14 protein-coding genes are annotated in these 15,807 nt (G+C 67.5%); 10 read left to right on the plus strand and 4 right to left on the minus strand.

Features of this window, described 5'->3' with window-relative positions:
* Window positions 1-70: 70 nt before the first annotated feature.
* Window positions 71-994, plus strand: a complete 924-nt coding sequence (locus GGR46_RS19450; protein ID WP_183999653.1) for an L-threonylcarbamoyladenylate synthase — start codon at window positions 71-73, stop codon at window positions 992-994.
* On the opposite strand, the gene GGR46_RS19455 is transcribed toward GGR46_RS19450, so the two are convergent.
* Entirely contained in the window at window positions 991-1,647 is a 657-nt protein-coding gene (locus GGR46_RS19455; protein WP_183999654.1) for an HAD-IA family hydrolase, read from the minus strand. The genes GGR46_RS19450 and GGR46_RS19455 overlap by 4 nt on opposite strands.
* Window positions 1,648-1,777: 130 nt before the next feature.
* Between GGR46_RS19455 and aqpZ the strand changes: the two genes are divergently transcribed.
* On the plus strand, window positions 1,778-2,515 hold the full coding sequence (aqpZ, locus tag GGR46_RS19460) for an aquaporin Z (RefSeq protein ID WP_183999655.1): 738 nt from the start codon (window positions 1,778-1,780) through the stop codon (window positions 2,513-2,515).
* A gap of 158 nt (window positions 2,516-2,673) precedes the next feature.
* Here the strand turns inward: aqpZ and msrA are convergent, their stop codons facing one another.
* The gene (gene msrA / locus GGR46_RS19465) at window positions 2,674-3,219 is read right to left on the minus strand and encodes a peptide-methionine (S)-S-oxide reductase MsrA (protein ID WP_183999656.1); all 546 of its coding nucleotides are present in this window, start codon (window positions 3,217-3,219) and stop codon (window positions 2,674-2,676) included.
* Between the two features lie 65 nt (window positions 3,220-3,284).
* On the opposite strand from msrA, the gene galE reads away from it, so the two are divergent.
* A complete protein-coding gene (galE, locus tag GGR46_RS19470) occupies window positions 3,285-4,283 on the plus strand; it encodes a UDP-glucose 4-epimerase GalE (protein ID WP_183999657.1) in 999 nt (332 codons plus the stop codon).
* On the opposite strand, the gene GGR46_RS19475 is transcribed toward galE, so the two are convergent.
* Both GGR46_RS19475 and GGR46_RS19480 read right to left on the minus strand, forming a co-directional pair.
* Complete coding sequence (locus GGR46_RS19475; RefSeq protein WP_183999658.1) at window positions 4,280-4,978, minus strand: phosphatase PAP2 family protein; 699 nt, start codon at window positions 4,976-4,978, stop codon at window positions 4,280-4,282. The genes galE and GGR46_RS19475 overlap by 4 nt on opposite strands.
* Before the next feature lie 194 nt (window positions 4,979-5,172).
* Window positions 5,173-7,260 carry a TonB-dependent receptor gene (locus GGR46_RS19480; protein WP_183999659.1) on the minus strand — a complete coding sequence of 696 codons (2,088 nt, stop codon included), beginning with the start codon at window positions 7,258-7,260 and terminating at the stop codon, window positions 5,173-5,175.
* A 215-nt stretch (window positions 7,261-7,475) separates the two neighbouring features.
* On the opposite strand from GGR46_RS19480, the gene GGR46_RS19485 reads away from it, so the two are divergent.
* The 7 genes from GGR46_RS19485 to GGR46_RS19515 all read left to right on the plus strand — a co-directional run bounded on the left by GGR46_RS19485 (window position 7,476) and on the right by GGR46_RS19515 (window position 15,677).
* Window positions 7,476-8,015: a hypothetical protein gene (locus GGR46_RS19485; RefSeq protein WP_183999660.1), complete on the plus strand. Its 540-nt coding sequence runs from the start codon at window positions 7,476-7,478 to the stop codon at window positions 8,013-8,015.
* A gap of 170 nt (window positions 8,016-8,185) precedes the next feature.
* The gene (locus GGR46_RS19490; protein WP_221262858.1) at window positions 8,186-9,529 is read left to right on the plus strand and encodes a polysaccharide lyase 6 family protein; all 1,344 of its coding nucleotides are present in this window, start codon (window positions 8,186-8,188) and stop codon (window positions 9,527-9,529) included.
* Window positions 9,529-11,724, plus strand: a complete 2,196-nt coding sequence (locus GGR46_RS19495) for an alginate lyase family protein (protein WP_183999662.1) — start codon at window positions 9,529-9,531, stop codon at window positions 11,722-11,724. The genes GGR46_RS19490 and GGR46_RS19495 overlap by 1 nt, the downstream gene beginning before the upstream one ends.
* A 4-nt stretch (window positions 11,725-11,728) precedes the next feature.
* Entirely contained in the window at window positions 11,729-13,021 is a 1,293-nt protein-coding gene (locus tag GGR46_RS19500; protein WP_183999663.1) for an MFS transporter, read from the plus strand.
* Window positions 13,018-13,770, plus strand: coding sequence for an SDR family NAD(P)-dependent oxidoreductase (locus GGR46_RS19505; RefSeq protein WP_183999664.1), 753 nt, complete (start codon window positions 13,018-13,020; stop codon window positions 13,768-13,770). The genes GGR46_RS19500 and GGR46_RS19505 overlap by 4 nt, the downstream gene beginning before the upstream one ends.
* Window positions 13,771-13,802: 32 nt before the next feature.
* Complete coding sequence (locus tag GGR46_RS19510) at window positions 13,803-14,681, plus strand: rhamnogalacturonan acetylesterase (RefSeq protein WP_183999665.1); 879 nt, start codon at window positions 13,803-13,805, stop codon at window positions 14,679-14,681.
* A gap of 222 nt (window positions 14,682-14,903) precedes the next feature.
* Window positions 14,904-15,677, plus strand: coding sequence for a TSUP family transporter (locus tag GGR46_RS19515; RefSeq protein WP_183999666.1), 774 nt, complete (start codon window positions 14,904-14,906; stop codon window positions 15,675-15,677).
* The last annotated feature ends 130 nt before the right edge of the window (window positions 15,678-15,807 follow it).

Genomic DNA, 15,807 nt, shown 5'->3' on the forward strand with positions numbered 1-15,807 from the left:
GTGGTCTGGTTTCGCGCCGTATAGCTCGCCCAAAGTGAGCCCGACAAATCCGAGAGTCTTACCTTACGGCATGGCCGCGATCGCCGAGGCGGCGACGCTGATTCGCGCCGGCGAATGCGTCGCGGTGCCGACCGAGACGGTGTACGGTCTGGCCGCCGACGCGACCGAGTCGCGCGCGGTCGCGGGCATCTATGCCGCCAAGGGCCGGCCGAGCTTCAATCCGCTGATCGTCCATGTCCCGGACCTCGCCGCCGCCGAGCGGATCGCCGAGTTCGACGAACGCGCGCGTGACCTGGCGGAGCGCTTCTGGCCGGGGCCGCTGACCCTGGTGCTGCCGCTGCGCGCCGATGCCGGGATCGCGTCTTTGGTCACCGCGGGGCTCGACACGATCGCGATCCGCGTGCCGCGCCACCGCGCGATGCAGGCGCTGCTCGAAGCCTCGGGCAAGCCGCTCGCCGCACCCTCGGCCAATGCCAGCGGCTCGATCAGTCCGACGCGTGCCGAGCATGTCGCGAAGAGCCTTGCCGGGCGCATCCCGCTGGTTATCGACGATGGGGCGACGCCGGCAGGAGTGGAGTCGACGATCGTGATGGGCAACCGGATCCTGCGTCCCGGACCGCTGAGCGCCGAACAGCTTTTCCCCGGCGAAGGCCGGGGGGCGGACCTGGATTCTGAGGCTGGGCCTCGGCCTTCGCCGGGGAAAGAAGCGGGGATTGTCGCGCCCGGCCAGCTCGACAGCCACTACGCCCCGTCCAAGCCTGTGCGCCTTAACGCGACCGAAGCGCAGGGCGGGGAGTACCTGATCGGCTTCGGCCCGATCCCCGGTGTCGAGACCCTCTCCGCCATCGGCGACCTCACCGAAGCCGCCGCCAACCTGTTCGACGCGCTCCACCGCGCCGATGCCAGCGACGCTCCGGCCATCGCGGTGGCGCCGATCCCCGAGACCGGCATCGGCGTGGCGATCAACGACCGGCTGCGCCGCGCCGCTTACTAGCGCGCGACCAGCCGTAGCCAGCCGTTCGCATCGGTCTCGACATCGATGCCGCGATAATCCGCCCGGGCCGGGTGCGGCGTGTCCATCACCTCGTGATGCGTCTCGGTGATGACGATCGCGGCGGCACCTGCCGCATCGGCGGCGGCGATGCCGGCGGGGCTGTCCTCCCACACCAGGCAGTCGCCGATCTCGACGCCGAGCCGCTCGGCGCCCAGCAGGAAACAGTCGGGCGCGGGCTTGCCGTGGGCGACATCCTCGGCGGCGATGACGATCTCGGGCAGGGGAATGCCGGCCGCCTCCAGCCGGCGCAGCGCCAGCGCGCGCGGGGCGGAGGTCACCAGCGCCCAGCGCCCGGCGGGGATGCGGGCGAGAAAGGTAGCTGCGCCGCCGACTTCGGCCAGCCCTTCGATATCGTCGATCTCGGCCTGGGTGAGCGTTTCGGTCTCCGCCTCGGCATCGACGCCGGCGGGGGCGAAGCGGCGGATCGTCTCGATCGCGCGGACGCCGTGCAGCGCCGCCATCAGCGGATCGGTCTCGATGCAGTGCCGCGCCGCCCAGGCGCGCCACACGCGGTCGACCACCGCCATCGAGTTCACGAGCGTGCCGTCCATGTCGAACAGGAAGGCGGCGAAACTGCGGTCGGGAAGCGTCATCGACATTCCCCTCACCACAGTGCCGCCGTCGCCGCAACCCGCGAGCGGCTTTACTTCCGACTCGATCAAGACCTACAAATTTGCGCAGGTCTGGATGGGAGAGACCGAACACAGCAGGAGGGCAACAAGCATGAGCAATGTGCAACGTGGTCTCGCCGAACTGATCGGCACTTTCTGGCTCGTCTTCGGCGGATGCGGCAGCGCGGTGCTGGCCGCGGCGTTTCCGGATGTCGGCATCGGGCTGGCGGGCGTCAGCCTCGCCTTTGGTCTCACGGTTCTCACCATGGCCTATTCGATCGGCCATATCTCGGGCTGTCACCTCAACCCGGCGGTTACCTTCGGCCTGTGGGCCGGCGGGCGCTTCCCGGCCAGGGACATCCCGCTCTACGTGATCGCGCAGGTGATCGGCGCGGTGATCGCGGCGGGCCTGCTCTGGTACGTCGCCAGCGGTGCGCCGGGCTATGCCGGAGGCCTCGCCTCCAACGGGTTCGGCGAGCATTCGCCTGGCCATTTCTCGTTCCAGGCCGGGATGGTGATCGAGGTCGTGCTGACCTTCATGTTCCTGATGGTGATCATGGGATCGACCGACAGCCGCGCCCCGGCCGGCTTCGCGCCGATCGCGATCGGGCTGGCGCTCACGCTGATCCACCTGATCTCGATCCCGGTGACCAATACGTCGGTGAACCCGGCGCGCTCGACCGGGCCGGCGCTGCTCGAAGGCGGCATCGCGCTGCAGCAGCTGCTCTGGTTCTGGATCGCACCGATCGTCGGCGGGTTGCTCGGCGGCTTCGTCTACAAGGCGCTCGGCGCCGAAGCGGGCAAGCGCCCGCCGATCGAAGGCGAGGCGCTGCCGGGGGGAAGGGAATAGTCCAAGATCCTCCCTCGCGAAGCGGGGGAGGGGGACCAGCCGCAGGCTGGTGGAGGGGGCTTGGCCGCAAGCGAGCTGCTCGGGGAGATGCCCCCTCCACCACGCCCTGCGGGCGCGGTCCCCCTCCCCCGGCTTCGCCGAGGGAGGATTGAGTCCGGTTACGCCGTAGCGCCTTCCTTGCTGCGTGCGGCGAAGCTCTTGCGGAGCTTGCGCAGCTTCGGCGGGATCACCGCCAGGCAATAGGGGTTACGCTGGCCGTCGCCCTGCCAATATTCCTGGTGGTAGTCCTCGGCAGACCACCATTCGCCGAGCGGCTCGATCGCCGTGACGATCGGCTCGGGCCAGTCCGGCCGGGCGCGCTCGATCGCATCCAGCGCCTCGCGCTCCTGCTCCGCCGAGTGCGGGAAGATCGCCGAGCGATACTGGGTGCCGATATCGTTGCCCTGGCGGTTGAGCTGGGTCGGGTCGTGCGTCGCCAGGAAGATGTCGAGGATCTCGCCATACGAGATCTGGTCGGTGTCGAAGCTCACCCGGATCGCCTCGGCGTGGCCGGTCGTTCCCGTGCAGACTTCCTTGTAGGTCGGGTTCTCCTTGGTGCCCCCGATATAGCCGCTTTCGACCGACTGAACGCCGATCACATCGTTGAACACGGCCTCGGTGCACCAGAAGCACCCTCCGGCCAGCGTAGCGGTTTCAATGCTCATCGCGAACTCCTTGCTATCGGCGCAAAGATAGGATTGGACGCGCGAAGAACAATGCGGAGTTTGGTATGCGCGAAGGCACGGTGCTGGTTACGGGCGGGGCGGGCTATATCGGCAGCCATGCGGTGCTGGCGCTGCTCGATGCCGGCTGGCAGGTCGTGGTGGTCGACAACCTGGTCACCGGCTTCGACTGGGCCGTCGATCCGCGCGCCAGGCTGGTGGTCGCCAACATCGCCGACGACGACAAGGTCCGCACCGCGATCCGCGAGCACGGCGTGATCGCGATCATGCACTTCGCCGGCTCGGTGGTGGTGCCGGAGAGCGTGAGCGACCCGCTCAAATATTACCGCAACAACACCGCCGCGAGCCGTTCGCTGATCGAGAGCGCGGTGGCCGAGGGCGTGAAGCACTTCATCTTCTCCTCGACCGCGGCGACCTATGGCATCCCCGAGGTCGTGCCGGTGCGCGAGGACAGCCCGAAGCAGCCGATCAACCCGTACGGCATGTCCAAGCTGATGACCGAGATCATGCTGAAGGACGTCGCCGCGGCGCATCCGATCAACTATGCGGCGCTGCGCTATTTCAACGTCGCCGGCGCCGATCCGCAGGGGCGCAGCGGCCAGTCGACCGCCGGCGCCACCCACCTGATCAAGATCGCGGCCGAGGCGGCTACCGGCAAGCGCAGCCATGTCTCGGTGTTCGGCACCGATTTCGACACGCCCGACGGCACCGGCGTGCGCGACTATATCCATGTCAGCGACCTGGCCGCCGCGCATGTCGATGCGCTCGACCTGCTGATCGCAAGGCCGACCGAGAACCACACGATGAACGCCGGCTATGGCCGCGGCTTCTCGGTGCTGCAGGTGCTCGACGCGGTCGACCGGGTGACCAACCTGACGATCGAGCGCAAGCTCGAAGGCCGTCGCGTGGGCGATCCCGACGCGCTGATCGCGGACAACAGCGCGATCCTCTCGGCGCTGCCCTGGCGTCCGAAGCACGACGATCTGGAAGGCATCGTCAAGGACGCGCTGGCCTGGGAGCGCAAGCTCGCCGAGCGCCAGGGCTAGGCCCTGGCCTGCGCCCGGCTCAGTAGCTCCAGCTCGATCCGCCACCACAGCATCGCCCAGACGCCGCCGAACGCCCAGCCGGCCAGGACGTCGCTCGGCCAGTGGACGCCGAGATAGAGGCGGCTGAGGCCCACCGAGAACGTCAGCACCAGCGCGACCATCAGCACGAAGGCGCGGATGCGGCGGTCGGGCAGCACCGGGAAGAGCAGGGTGGCGAGGGTCAGGTAGACGATCGCGCTGATCGCGGCATGGCCGCTGGGGAAGCTGGCCGAGTTCACCTCCATCAGCTGGCCGGTCAGCTGCGGACGGGGCCGGGCGATGAAGCTGCGGATCGTCTCGACCGCGACCGAGCCGAGCAGCGAGGCGCCGACCACGAGGAACGCCGTTCGCATCCGGCCGGCGAGCCCGAGGAAGATCGCCGCGACCAGCACGATGAAGCTCAGCACGGTGGTGCTGCCGAGCGCCGTCACGTCGCGCACCGCCGAGAGTAGCCAGGCCGGGCCGATCGGCTGGAGCGGATGGTTGGGAACGCGCATCGCCAGCATGATCGCGCGGTCGATCGTGGCGCCGTCACCTTCCGCCAGTTCATGGCCGAACCAGAGCAAAGCGAGCAGGAAGAGCGCAAAGCCTGCGGCTGCGAGGATCGGCCAGGGGATGCGGCGCGAGGCGGGCGGGGCTTCGTGGGCGGGATGCATGGGCATTGGATCGCGTAACGGCGGAGACGATGCAATGATCCGCTTCATACCCAATCCTCCCCCGGAGGGGGAGGGGGACCAGCGAAGCTGGTGGAGGGGTATTCTCCACCGGCACCAGGGCTTGAGGCGCGCTACTCCTCCTCCACCAGCTTCGCTTGCGGTCCCCCTCCCCCTCCGGGGGAGGATTTGAAAGGTCAGATCTGGATGCGCGCGGTCACGCGGATGTCGCGGCCGGGGAGCGGGGCATAGTCCTTGAGCACGCTGGCGGCGCGGCGGGCCTCGACGTCGAGGATGTTGTTGGCCGAGAGCTGCAGGCTTGTGTTCGAGCCGGCGCCCCAGGGCTTCCACGAGACCGAGGCGTTGACGAAGGTGAAGCCGTCGGTCGGCGTCTCGAAGGCCGAGATGCGGGTCTGGTCGAAGACATGCTCGACTTCGCCGCGGATGGTGAAGGCGTCCGACGTCGCTTCCAGCCCGCCATTGATGCGCAGCGGCGGGATGCGCGGGGCGGGGCCGGTGCCGGTGATCTCGGCGTGGACGTAATCGGCCAGCGCGGTGGCGTTGATCGTGAAGGCCTTCACCGTCGCCAGGCGCAGCGAGCCTTCGGCCTCGAAGCCGTAATAGCGGGCATTGGCCTGATTGTACTGGAAGACAGGCAGGTCGTCCTGCGTCGCGCCGGTGGGCGTGTCGTAGATGTAGCCGGTGAACCAGTTGTAATAAGCCGCGGTCGAGAATGCGAAGCCGTCACCGCCGCCCTTGAGGGTGGCTTCGACGCCCCAGCTCTTCTCGGTGCCGAAATTCGGGTTGCCGATCTCATAGGCCTGGGTGCCGGCATGGGGACCGTTGGCGAACAGCTCCTCCGGGGTCGGCGCCCGCTCGGCACGCGAGACGTTGACGCCGAAGCGTACGCCATCGGCAATCGCATAGCTGGCGCCGAGCGAGGCGGAGAAGCTGTCGAAGCTGCGATTGTACGCCGGGTTGCCGATATCGGCATCGGCCTGGGCGGTCAGGTCGTTGTGCTCGAAGCGGGCCGAGGCCTCGGCCTTGAACGCGCCGAGATCGAGCGACTGGAGGGTGAACAGGCCGAACTGCTGGGCCGAATTCTTGGGCAGGAACTTCTCGTCGCCGACGACATGCATGTCGCGCAAGGAGAACTGGCCGCCGATCAGGCCATCCCAGCCGCCACGCGCACTCTGGACCAGCTCGAGCCGGCCTTCATAGCCCTGGTTGTAGAAGGTGGTGCCGACGGCGCCGTCTTCCGCGATCTCGCTGTGCTTGTAGTCGGCCGCGGCCCAGCGGGTACGGAGCTGCTTGAAGAAGCCGTCGCCGATATTGACCTCGCCACGCACGTCGACGCGGGTCTGCTGGGCGTGAAGGCGGACATTCTCCGCCTCGACCGCCGGATCGAGCGAATAGCGCACCGGCACGCCGTAGAAGGTGTCGAAATGGCTGACCGAGAAGCCGAGATTGTTGGTGCCGTCGATGATCGCGGCGCCGCCGGCGACGTCCCAGGTCTTGCCCGCGGTGTTGGGCACCTTGCCCTTGAGGTCGGCCAGTTCCTGGATCTCGGGATCGGCGCTGGCGGCCGCGGCGGCGCGCAGCGGGCGGCTGAGGACATAGCCGCCGGTGCGCTGGTCGCCAGTCTGGGAGAAGCTGCCATCGGCATGGAGGACGATCTTGCTCGTCACCGGCACGTCCGCCGCGCCCGAGACAGAGCGCTCGTCGGCGGCGCTGCCATAGCTGGCGATGCCGTCGAAATGGACAATCTCGTCGGGCACGTGGCGCGGGATACGGCTGTCGATCACGTTGACCACGCCGCCGATCGCAGAGGGACCGAAGATCAGCGCGGTCGGTCCGCGCAGCACTTCGATACGGTCGGCGGTGAGCGGATTGATGATCGGCGCGTGATCGGCCGAGGTGTTCGACACGTCGATGCTGCCGATGCCGTCGGTGAGCAATGGCGCACGCGCGCCGATGAAACCGCGCAGCACCGGACGCGAGGCATTGGGGCCGAAGGAAGTGGCCGAGACACCCGGCTGCTGGGCCAGGGTTTCGCCGATCGTCGGGCGCAGGTCGCGAGTCAGCTCGTCCTTGGCGAGGACCGCGGTGCCGCCCAGCACATCGGCGGTGTTGCGGGCGCGGGTGCCGGTGACGACGATCTGCGCGCCGGGCTGGTCATGATCCTGATCGGCTGCCGGCGTGTCGTTGCTGTTGGACGGCTTCTCCTCGGCATGGGCGGGGAGGGCGAACAGGGCAACAGAGGCGAGCAGCAGCGGACGCAACATCAACGGATCTTCCCAAACTAAGATACTTGCTGCACCGCGGTAGCCGCGATGATATAAGGTATCAAGTGCGTTTCCGTCATACTTTGGGATGGTCGGTTGCCGGTACCCGACGCGATGTGGCGGATCGTCGCAGTTGCGGAAACCTTGAGGTGCCGACCGCACGGCTAATCAGCGGAACGCGTCGCGCCTAGATGGCTCCCCAACAGGAGGACATCATGGCGTATCTCGATAGCCAGGCACATCTGCTCGAAGGGCTTGCCGGAACCGTCTCGGCGGAGGCAGCACTGAGCCCGCTCGAATTGCGCACGCTGCAGCTGTCGCAGGCGGATGGCCGCGCGTCGCTGCGCGCGCCGCGCCGGATCGAGCGGCTGGGGGCGATGCTGTTCGGCTCGCGCCGGGTGGCCGGTCTCGCCAATGCCCGGCTGGAGGCGCTGCGGCGCTTCGCCATTCTCTACCGTCTCGACGGCAAGCGCCTCGATTCGGCCGAATATGCACGGGCGGAAGCCGCTGGCATCGATGGCGTGATGCTCGCCCGGGTGCGGCGAATCATCGATGGCTGGCCGCGCCGGGTTGGCCCGTTGCTGCATGCCGCGTCGCTGCTCGGGGCAGTCGGGCTGGCCGCCGCGGCCAGTGTCACGGCCTATTTCTGGCTCGCCGACCAGCTCGAGCCGGCGGTGGCGGCGATCCTGCTCGGCACCGTTGCCGTGACGCTTGCCCCGCTCTTCGCCGGCCGCCCGCGGGGTGCCCGCGGCTGACCGCTGCCCGGAATTTGGTATAGAACCACTGGGCCAAATCCGGTCCGTTAAATTGGTATTCAAATTGGCTTGCGCGTAATTTGCGCGACTGGTAGGCATCCGCATCGGCCACAAGAGCCGATGGGGAGGACTCGTTGCGACTCTGGGCGCTGTCGATGGGGATGCTTGCGGTGGCTGCCAGTCCGGCGGCGGCGCGCGATACTCTTGTCCATGATCAGCAGGAATATGCGGCGGCAGCGAAGGCGCCGGCGCCGGGCGATCGCATCATCCTCGCTAATGGTGAGTGGCGCGATTTCGCAGTCCGTTTCACGGGCCAGGGCAGCGAAGCCAGGCCGATCACGCTGACCGCGGAGACGCCGGGCAAGGTGATCCTGACCGGTTCCTCGAGCCTGCGCATGGCAGGCAACTGGCTGCTCGTGTCGAACCTGGTGTTCAAGGACGGCCACGGCACTGGCGAGGACCTGATCGCCTTTCGCTTCGACACGAAACGCTGGGCGGAGAATTCGCGGCTGACCGGGATCGTCGTCGACGGCTATGGCGCGCCGACCGAGGCCAAGACCGATCACTGGGTGTCGCTCTATGGGCGCAACAACCGGGTCGATCACTCGCACTTCACCGGCAAGGTGCATGGCGGGGCGATGCTCGTCGTGGTCCGCGCCGCTTATGGTCCCAGCGACAATCATCACCGGATCGACCACAACTATTTCGGTCCCCGCCCGCCGCTCGGCGAGAATGGCGGCGAGACGATACGGATCGGTACCAGCCAGGAATCGCAGAGCGACTCCTTCACGGTGGTCGAGGACAATTATTTCGAGCGCTGCAACGGCGAGGTCGAGATCGTCTCGATCAAGTCGGGCGCGAACATCCTGCGGCGCAATGTCGTGGTCGAGAGCCAGGGCGCGTTCGTGATGCGCCACGGGCACGGCAACCGGATCGAGGACAATGTCTTCTTCGGCAATGGCGTGAAGCACACCGGCGGCGTGCGGGTGATCAACCGGCGCCAGATCGTGCGGAACAACTATCTCGAAGGGCTGGCCGGCGACGGGTCGTACAGCGCGCTCTCGCTGATGAACGGCGTGCCCAATTCGCCGATCAATCGCTACGAGCAGGTGCAGGATGCGCTGATCGAGCGGAACAGCCTGATCGATGCGAGCACCGTGACCCTCGGCAACGGCGCCGATGCCGAGCTGTCGCTGCCGCCCGTCGCGACGCGGTTCGTCGGCAATCTGTTCGTAAACCAGAAGCGCGGCGATCCCTTCGTCGCCAGGTCGGACATCGCCGGGATCACATTCGCCGGCAATGTCATGTCCGTGCCTGGCCCCGCCACCCTGCCCATCGCGATCGACCGCCGCCAGGTGGTGCTCAAGCGGGCCGCCAATGGCCTGCTCTATCCCACCGATCCGGCACTGGCGAAGCTCGGTGCCGATCGCACGCTCAAGCCCATCACGCGCGAGGAGACGGGTGTCTCCTGGTACGCCAAGCCTGCGGCCTCGCCGCTTCCGGGAAGCAATTGATGACTCGTTTCGCTTTTCTCCTCGCCGGTTCCGCCCTGCTCGCTACGCCCGCCCTCGCGCAGACCGCGTCGGGCACCCAGCCGACCTTGTTCCGCGCGGCGGAGATGGCGGCGACGGCCAAGGAGGCTACGGCCTATCCGCTGTTCAACGCAGAACTGAAGCGCGTCCGCCGCGAAGTCGACAAGGCGATCAAGGCGGGCGTGGTGGTGCCGGTGCCCAAGGATCCGGGCGGCGGCTACACGCATGAGCAGCACAAGCGGAACTACACCGCCATCTATGGCGCTGGCCTGCTTTTCCGCATCACCGGCGAGCAGCGCTATGCCGATTTCGCCAGGGCGGAACTGCTCGAGTACGCCAGGCTCTACCCGACGCTGGGCAACCATCCGGCGGCGAGCGACCAGCGGCCGGGCCGGCTGTTCTGGCAGAGCCTCAACGACGCCGTCTGGGCCGTCTATGCGGTGCAGGGCTATGACGCGATCCGGGAGTCGCTGAGCGCCGCCGATCGCGCGACGATCGACGACAAGGTGTTCCGCCCGATGGCGAGCTTCCTGTCGGCCGGGCAGGCCGAGGAGTTCGACCAGATCCACAACCACGCGACCTGGGCCTGCGCCGCAGTCGGCATGATCGGCTACACGCTGCGCGACAAGGATTTCGTCGAGGTCGCGCTGAAGGGGCTGAAGCGCGACGGCAAGTTCGGCTTCCTCGCCCAGATTGACCAGCTCTTCTCGCCCGACGGCTATTATGTCGAAGGGCCCTATTACCAGCGCTACGCGATGCTGCCCTTCGTGCTGTTCGCCCGCTTCATCGAGGCGAACCAGCCCGAGCAGAAGATCTTCCAGCACCGCGACGGCGTGCTCCTGAAGGCGATCCGGACCTCGATCCAGACGACGTACGACGGCTTCTTCTTCCCGTTCAACGACGCGATGCCGGACAAGAGCCTGAAGACCGACGAGCTCTACCAGTCGGTGGCGATCGGCTATGAAGTGACCAAGGACCCGGCGCTGCTGTCGATCGCCCAGTGGCAGGGCCGCACGGTGCTGACGCCCGACGGCCTGATGGTCGCGCGCGACCTGGCGGCGGGCAAGGCCAGGCCTTTCCCCTTCGCCTCGCAATTCCTCAGCGATGGGCCGAAGGGCGAGATGGGCGGCCTGGCGATCATGCGCTCGGGCCCGACCGACACCGACCAGGTGCTCGTCGCCAAGAACGCCGCGATGGGCATGGGCCATGGCCATTTCGACAAGCTGAACTGGATCCTCTACGACAACGGCCACGCCATCGTGACCGATTACGGCGCGGCGCGCTTCCTCAATGTCGAGAGCAAGGACGGCGGGCGCTACCTCAAGGAAAACGAGACCTGGGCGAAGCAGACCGTCGCCCACAATACCCTCGTCGTGAACGAAACCAGCAATTTCGGCGGCAAGTGGAAGGTGGGCGACAAGCTCGCGCCGAAGCAGCTCTTCTGGGCGAGCACGCCGCAGGCCACCGTCAGCACTGCCGAGATGACCGGCGCCTATCCGGGCGTCCGCTATCGCCGCACGCTGATCCAGCTGCCGGTCGACGGCATCGAGAGCCCGATGATCGTCGACCTGCTCGACGTGACCGGTGACAAGCCCGCCACCTATGACCTGCCGCTCCATTATGCCGGGCAGATCACCGCGATCGGCTTCCCGCTCCAGTCGAACACCGCCGAGCGCCCGGTACTGGGCAAGGCGAACGGCTACCAGCACATCTGGGTCGACGCGACGGGTACGCCGACCGAGGCGAACGGCGCGGTCACCTGGATCAACGACAACCGCTTCTACACCTACCGCATGCTGGCCCCGGCCGGCGCCAGCGTGATCCTGGGCGAGAGCGGTGCGAACGATCCGCGCTTCAACCTGCGCCGCGAGCCGCTGCTGATCGAGCGCGTGACGAACGCGACCAACGCCCAGTTCGTCAACCTGCTCGAGCCGCACGGCAATTACGATGCCGGCGAGGAGAAGACGACCGCGAGCAACAGCCGGGTGAAGGGCTTCACCCATGTCCGCACCAGTGACGCGGACGTGATCACGATCAGGCTCGCCGATGGCCGTGCGATCACGCTCGCCATCGCCTTCTCGGCCGATGCGAACGCGGCCCACAGCGCGACCGTCGATGGCCGCAAGCTCGACTGGAAGGGCCATTTCGCGCGCTTCGATACGGGCAAGGGAAACTGAGCCGATGACCAAGGTCAAAGGCCTTCGCTGGCTCGTCATCGCCCTGATCGGGCTGGTCACGGTGATCAACTATATCGACCGTAACGCGCTCGCCGTGATGTGGCCGGCGGTCTCGAAGGACATCGGTGCGGACAAGGCGGATTACGCGCTGCTCGTGACCATGTTCATGGTCGCCTATGCGTTCGGCCAGTCGCTGTTCGGCAAGCTGCTCGACCGGATCGGCACCCGCATCGGCTTCGTCATCGCGATCGCGGTATGGTCGGTGTCGATCGGTGCACACGCACTCGTCCGCTCGCTGGGCATGCTGATCGGCCTGCGCGTCACGCTGGGCGTGGCCGAGGCGGGCAACTGGCCCGGCGCGGTCAAGGCAAATGCCTTGTGGTTCCCGCCGCAGGAGCGCGCCTTCGCCCAGGGCATCTTCAATGCCGGCGCCGCGATCGGCGCGATCATCGCCGCGCCTGCGGTCGCCGCGCTCTACGGGTCGTTCGGCTGGCGGGCGACCTTCGTGCTGGTCGGCGTGCTGGGCTTTGTCTGGCTGATCCCCTGGCTGTTCGTCTACCGCGCCGATCCCGATCGCCATCCCTGGCTGAGCGACGAGGAGCGCGCCCATATCAATGCGCGTCCCGCCACGGCCGACGCAGTCGAGAGCGAAGCGCCGGCGCCCGGCATGCTCGAGCTGCTGCGCTATCGCCAGAGCTGGGCGATCCTGCTCAGCCGCTTCTTCCTCGATCCGGTCTGGTGGCTGTTCGTCTCCTGGCTGCCGATCTATCTCGCCGAGACCTTCCATTTCGACGTGAAGCAGATCGGCATGTTCGGCTGGGTGCCGTTCGTCGGCGCGATGCTCGGGAGTCTCGGCGGCGGCTGGTTCTCCGGCGTGCTGATTGCCCGGGGCTGGAACGCGCTTTCGGCGCGCAAGCTCGCCATCGCCATCGGCTGCGTGATCATGCTGCCGGCGCTGCTGCTGACCGCCAAGGCATCGACGCCGCTCAGCGCGGTGCTGCTGATCGCGGTGATCCTGTTCGGCTTTCAGGTGGCGATCAACAACATCCAGACCATGCCGGGCGACTATTTCGCCGGCGGCGCGGTCGGCTCGCTCGCCGGGATCAGCGGCACTGCCGCGGTGGCCGGTACCCTCATTACCACCTGGCTCGTGCCGGTGATGACCACCCAGGGCTATGCGCCGATCTTCGCGCTGGCCGCGGCGATCGTGCCCCTCGCGCTCCTCTCCATCCTGCTCCTCGGCCGCGGACTTCCGCGCGCCGCGGGCACCATCTCCCCAGAACGGAATCCAGCATGAAATTGAAGGACAAGGTCGCCATCGTAACCGGCGGCGGACGTGACATCGGCAAGTCGGTTTCGCTGCAGCTCGCAGCGGAAGGCGCCAAGGTCGCGGTCAACTATCGCAGCGATGCCGAGGCCGCCAAGGCGACCGTCGCCGAGATCGAGGCCGCGGGCGGCACCGCGATCCTGGTCCAGGCCGATGTGACCAAGCCGGCCGAGGTGGCCAGGCTGGTCGCCGAGACCACCGCGGCCTTCGGCGAGCGGGTCGACGTGCTGGTCAACGTCGCCGGCGGCATGGTCGCCCGCAAGACGCTGGCCGACATGGACGAGGCGTTCTTCGACCATGTCATGGAGCTCAACCTCAAATCGACCTTCCTCGTCACCAAGGCGGTGCTGCCGCATCTGGGCGAGGGCAGCGCGATCGTGAACCTGTCGTCGCTCGCCGGCCGTGACGGCGGCGGGCCGGGCGCGTCGATCTACGCGACCGCCAAGGGCGCGCTGATGACCTTTACCCGCAGCATGGCCAAGGAGCTGGGGCCGCAGGGCATCCGCGTCAACGCGCTGTGTCCCGGCCTGATCGGCACCAGCTTCCACGACACCTTCTCCAAGCCCGAGGGCCGCAAGGCCGTGGCCGGCAACACGCCGCTGCGCCGCGAGGGGCATCCGGACGAAGTGGCCTCGGCGGTGGTCTTCCTCGCTTCGAACGACGCCGCGTTCCTGACCGGCGTCAACATGGACATCAACGGCGGCCTTGCCTTCTCCTGAGGGACAGAAGGCCGCAACCTGGGAGGGTTCACATGCTGAAAGTTGCGATCACGCTGGCGGCGTTGCTGGCGGTTCCGGGGGCGGCCTTCGCCCAGACTTCGGAGGCCCAGCCTCCGATCGAGAAGCGGGAGAAGCGGACCGATGCGTCGCCGATCTCCGCCTACAAGATCATCCTGGTCGGCGATTCGACCATGGCGCCCGGCAGCGGCTGGGCGTCGGTGTTCTGCGCCTATCACGTCAAGTCGAACGTCGCCTGCCTCAACATGGGCCGCGGCGGCCGCTCGACCCGCAGCTACCGGGCCGAGGGTTCGTGGGACATTGCTCTCAACGAAGCCAAAGCCGGCGGCTATGCCAAGAAGTACGTCCTGATCCAGTTCGGCCATAACGACCAGTCGACCAAGGCCGAGCGCTGGACCGACCTCAACACCGATTTCCAGTCGAACCTCAGGCAGATGGTGCTCGACGTGCGGGCCGCCGGTGCGGTGCCGGTGCTCGTCACCCCGCTCTCGCGCCGCGAGTTCCGGGGCGGCAAGCTCAACAACACGCTCGCCGCCTGGGCCGATGCGGTCCGCAAGATCGGCGTCGAGACCAAGGCGCCGGTGATCGAGCTGAACCGCGACAGCGCCAAGGCGGTGGAGCAGCTCGGCGCGGTCGAATCGACCAAGCTGGCGATGGCCGAGCCGCTTGCCGAGGAAATCGCCGCGGCCAGGGCCGGCACCACGCTGCGCCCACGCCCGGCACCCGAATCGCCGCCGGCATCGACGCTTCCCAAGACCGGCCCGCGCGGCCGGACCGCCCTGAAGTTCGACTACACCCATGTCGGCGAGGCCGGCGCCAAGGTGTTCGCCAAGATCGTCGCCTATGACCTGGCGGTCGCGGTTCCCGAATTGAGCAGCCAGCTGCTGCCCTGACCCACTCCGTCCCTGGAGGCGCGGTACCGACTCCCTCGGCCGCGCCTCCTTTTTTATTCTGTTTTATTCTGTTCTCGTCCCTCTCCCCCCTGCGGGAGAGGGAGGGAGCCGCGTAGCGGCGGAAGGGTGAGGGTGCGTGCTGGCCGCGAGCGCGTCTCACCCTCACCCGGCTCGGCTTTGCCTCGCCACCCTCTCCCGCAAGCAGTAGAGGGGCCTGATTCTATGCACCTGACTCCCGACATCCTCGCCTTTCTCGTCTCCATGGCGCTGCTCGCCGGCACGATCGACGCGATGGCGGGCGGGGGCGGGCTGATCTCGATCCCCGCGCTGATGGCGGCGGGCATCCCGCCGGTCTCGGCGATCGCGACCAACAAGCTGCAGAGCGCCTGCGGTACCGCGTCCGCGCTGTTCACCTATGCCCGGGCCGGCAATGTCGACTGGCGCCGCTTCGCGCTGCCTGCCCTCGGCGCCTTCCTGGGGGCGGCGGCCGGGGCGACCACGCTGCAGTTCATCGACCCCGGCTTCCTCGCCGCCTTCGTGCCGGTGCTGCTGATCCTGATGGGGCTCTATTTCCTGCTCGCCCCGAAGATGAGCGAGGCCGACCGCCATGCCCGGATCGGAAATGTCCCCCTGACGCTGATCGTCACCGGCATCGGCTTTTATGACGGCTTTTTCGGGCCGGGCACCGGATCCTTCCTGACCACCGTGCTGGTCGCGCTGGCCGGGCTCGGGCTGGTGCGGGCAATCGGCAACACCAAGTTCCTCAACCTCTCGACCAATATCGCCGGGGTGCTGGCGATGATCGCGGGCGGCAAGATGCTGTGGGGCCTGGCCATCGCGATGGCGGCGGCGAACATCGTCGGCAACCAGATCGGCGCGCGGCTCGCGATCCGCTTTGGCGGGCGCGGGGTGCGGCCGCTGCTGGTTGTGATGTCGGTTGCGCTGACGATGAAGCTGCTGGCGGACCCGAAGAACCCGATCTGGGGGTGGTTCTAGCTTCCAACTTCACGGGCGACGGCGACTTGTGGAAGTTCGCCAAGCTCACGCCAAGAGCAGGTTCTTACCGGGCCTAAATTGACACGGTTCCTGCAACCCTGCCGTCATCCCGGCGAAAGCCGGGATCTCA

The sequence above is a fragment of the Sphingomonas kyeonggiensis genome (assembly GCF_014196745.1).
Taxonomy (GTDB): Bacteria; Pseudomonadota; Alphaproteobacteria; order Sphingomonadales; family Sphingomonadaceae; genus Sphingomonas; species Sphingomonas kyeonggiensis.

What these genes read in the sequence shown, in the direction of transcription:
- GGR46_RS19480 (WP_183999659.1), bottom strand. Translation starts at nt 7,260, where the DNA reads ATGTTGCGTCCGCTGCTGCTCGCCTCTGTTGCCCTGTTCGCCCTCCCC.
- GGR46_RS19485 (WP_183999660.1), top strand. Translation starts at nt 7,476, where the DNA reads ATGGCGTATCTCGATAGCCAGGCACATCTGCTCGAAGGGCTTGCCGGA.
- galE (WP_183999657.1), top strand. Translation starts at nt 3,285, where the DNA reads ATGCGCGAAGGCACGGTGCTGGTTACGGGCGGGGCGGGCTATATCGGC.
- GGR46_RS19500 (WP_183999663.1), top strand. Translation starts at nt 11,729, where the DNA reads ATGACCAAGGTCAAAGGCCTTCGCTGGCTCGTCATCGCCCTGATCGGG.
- GGR46_RS19515 (WP_183999666.1), top strand. Translation starts at nt 14,904, where the DNA reads ATGCACCTGACTCCCGACATCCTCGCCTTTCTCGTCTCCATGGCGCTG.
- GGR46_RS19505 (WP_183999664.1), top strand. Translation starts at nt 13,018, where the DNA reads ATGAAATTGAAGGACAAGGTCGCCATCGTAACCGGCGGCGGACGTGAC.
- GGR46_RS19475 (WP_183999658.1), bottom strand. Translation starts at nt 4,978, where the DNA reads ATGCATCCCGCCCACGAAGCCCCGCCCGCCTCGCGCCGCATCCCCTGG.
- GGR46_RS19510 (WP_183999665.1), top strand. Translation starts at nt 13,803, where the DNA reads ATGCTGAAAGTTGCGATCACGCTGGCGGCGTTGCTGGCGGTTCCGGGG.
- aqpZ (WP_183999655.1), top strand. Translation starts at nt 1,778, where the DNA reads ATGAGCAATGTGCAACGTGGTCTCGCCGAACTGATCGGCACTTTCTGG.
- GGR46_RS19495 (WP_183999662.1), top strand. Translation starts at nt 9,529, where the DNA reads ATGACTCGTTTCGCTTTTCTCCTCGCCGGTTCCGCCCTGCTCGCTACG.
- GGR46_RS19455 (WP_183999654.1), bottom strand. Translation starts at nt 1,647, where the DNA reads ATGACGCTTCCCGACCGCAGTTTCGCCGCCTTCCTGTTCGACATGGAC.
- GGR46_RS19450 (WP_183999653.1), top strand. Translation starts at nt 71, where the DNA reads ATGGCCGCGATCGCCGAGGCGGCGACGCTGATTCGCGCCGGCGAATGC.
- msrA (WP_183999656.1), bottom strand. Translation starts at nt 3,219, where the DNA reads ATGAGCATTGAAACCGCTACGCTGGCCGGAGGGTGCTTCTGGTGCACC.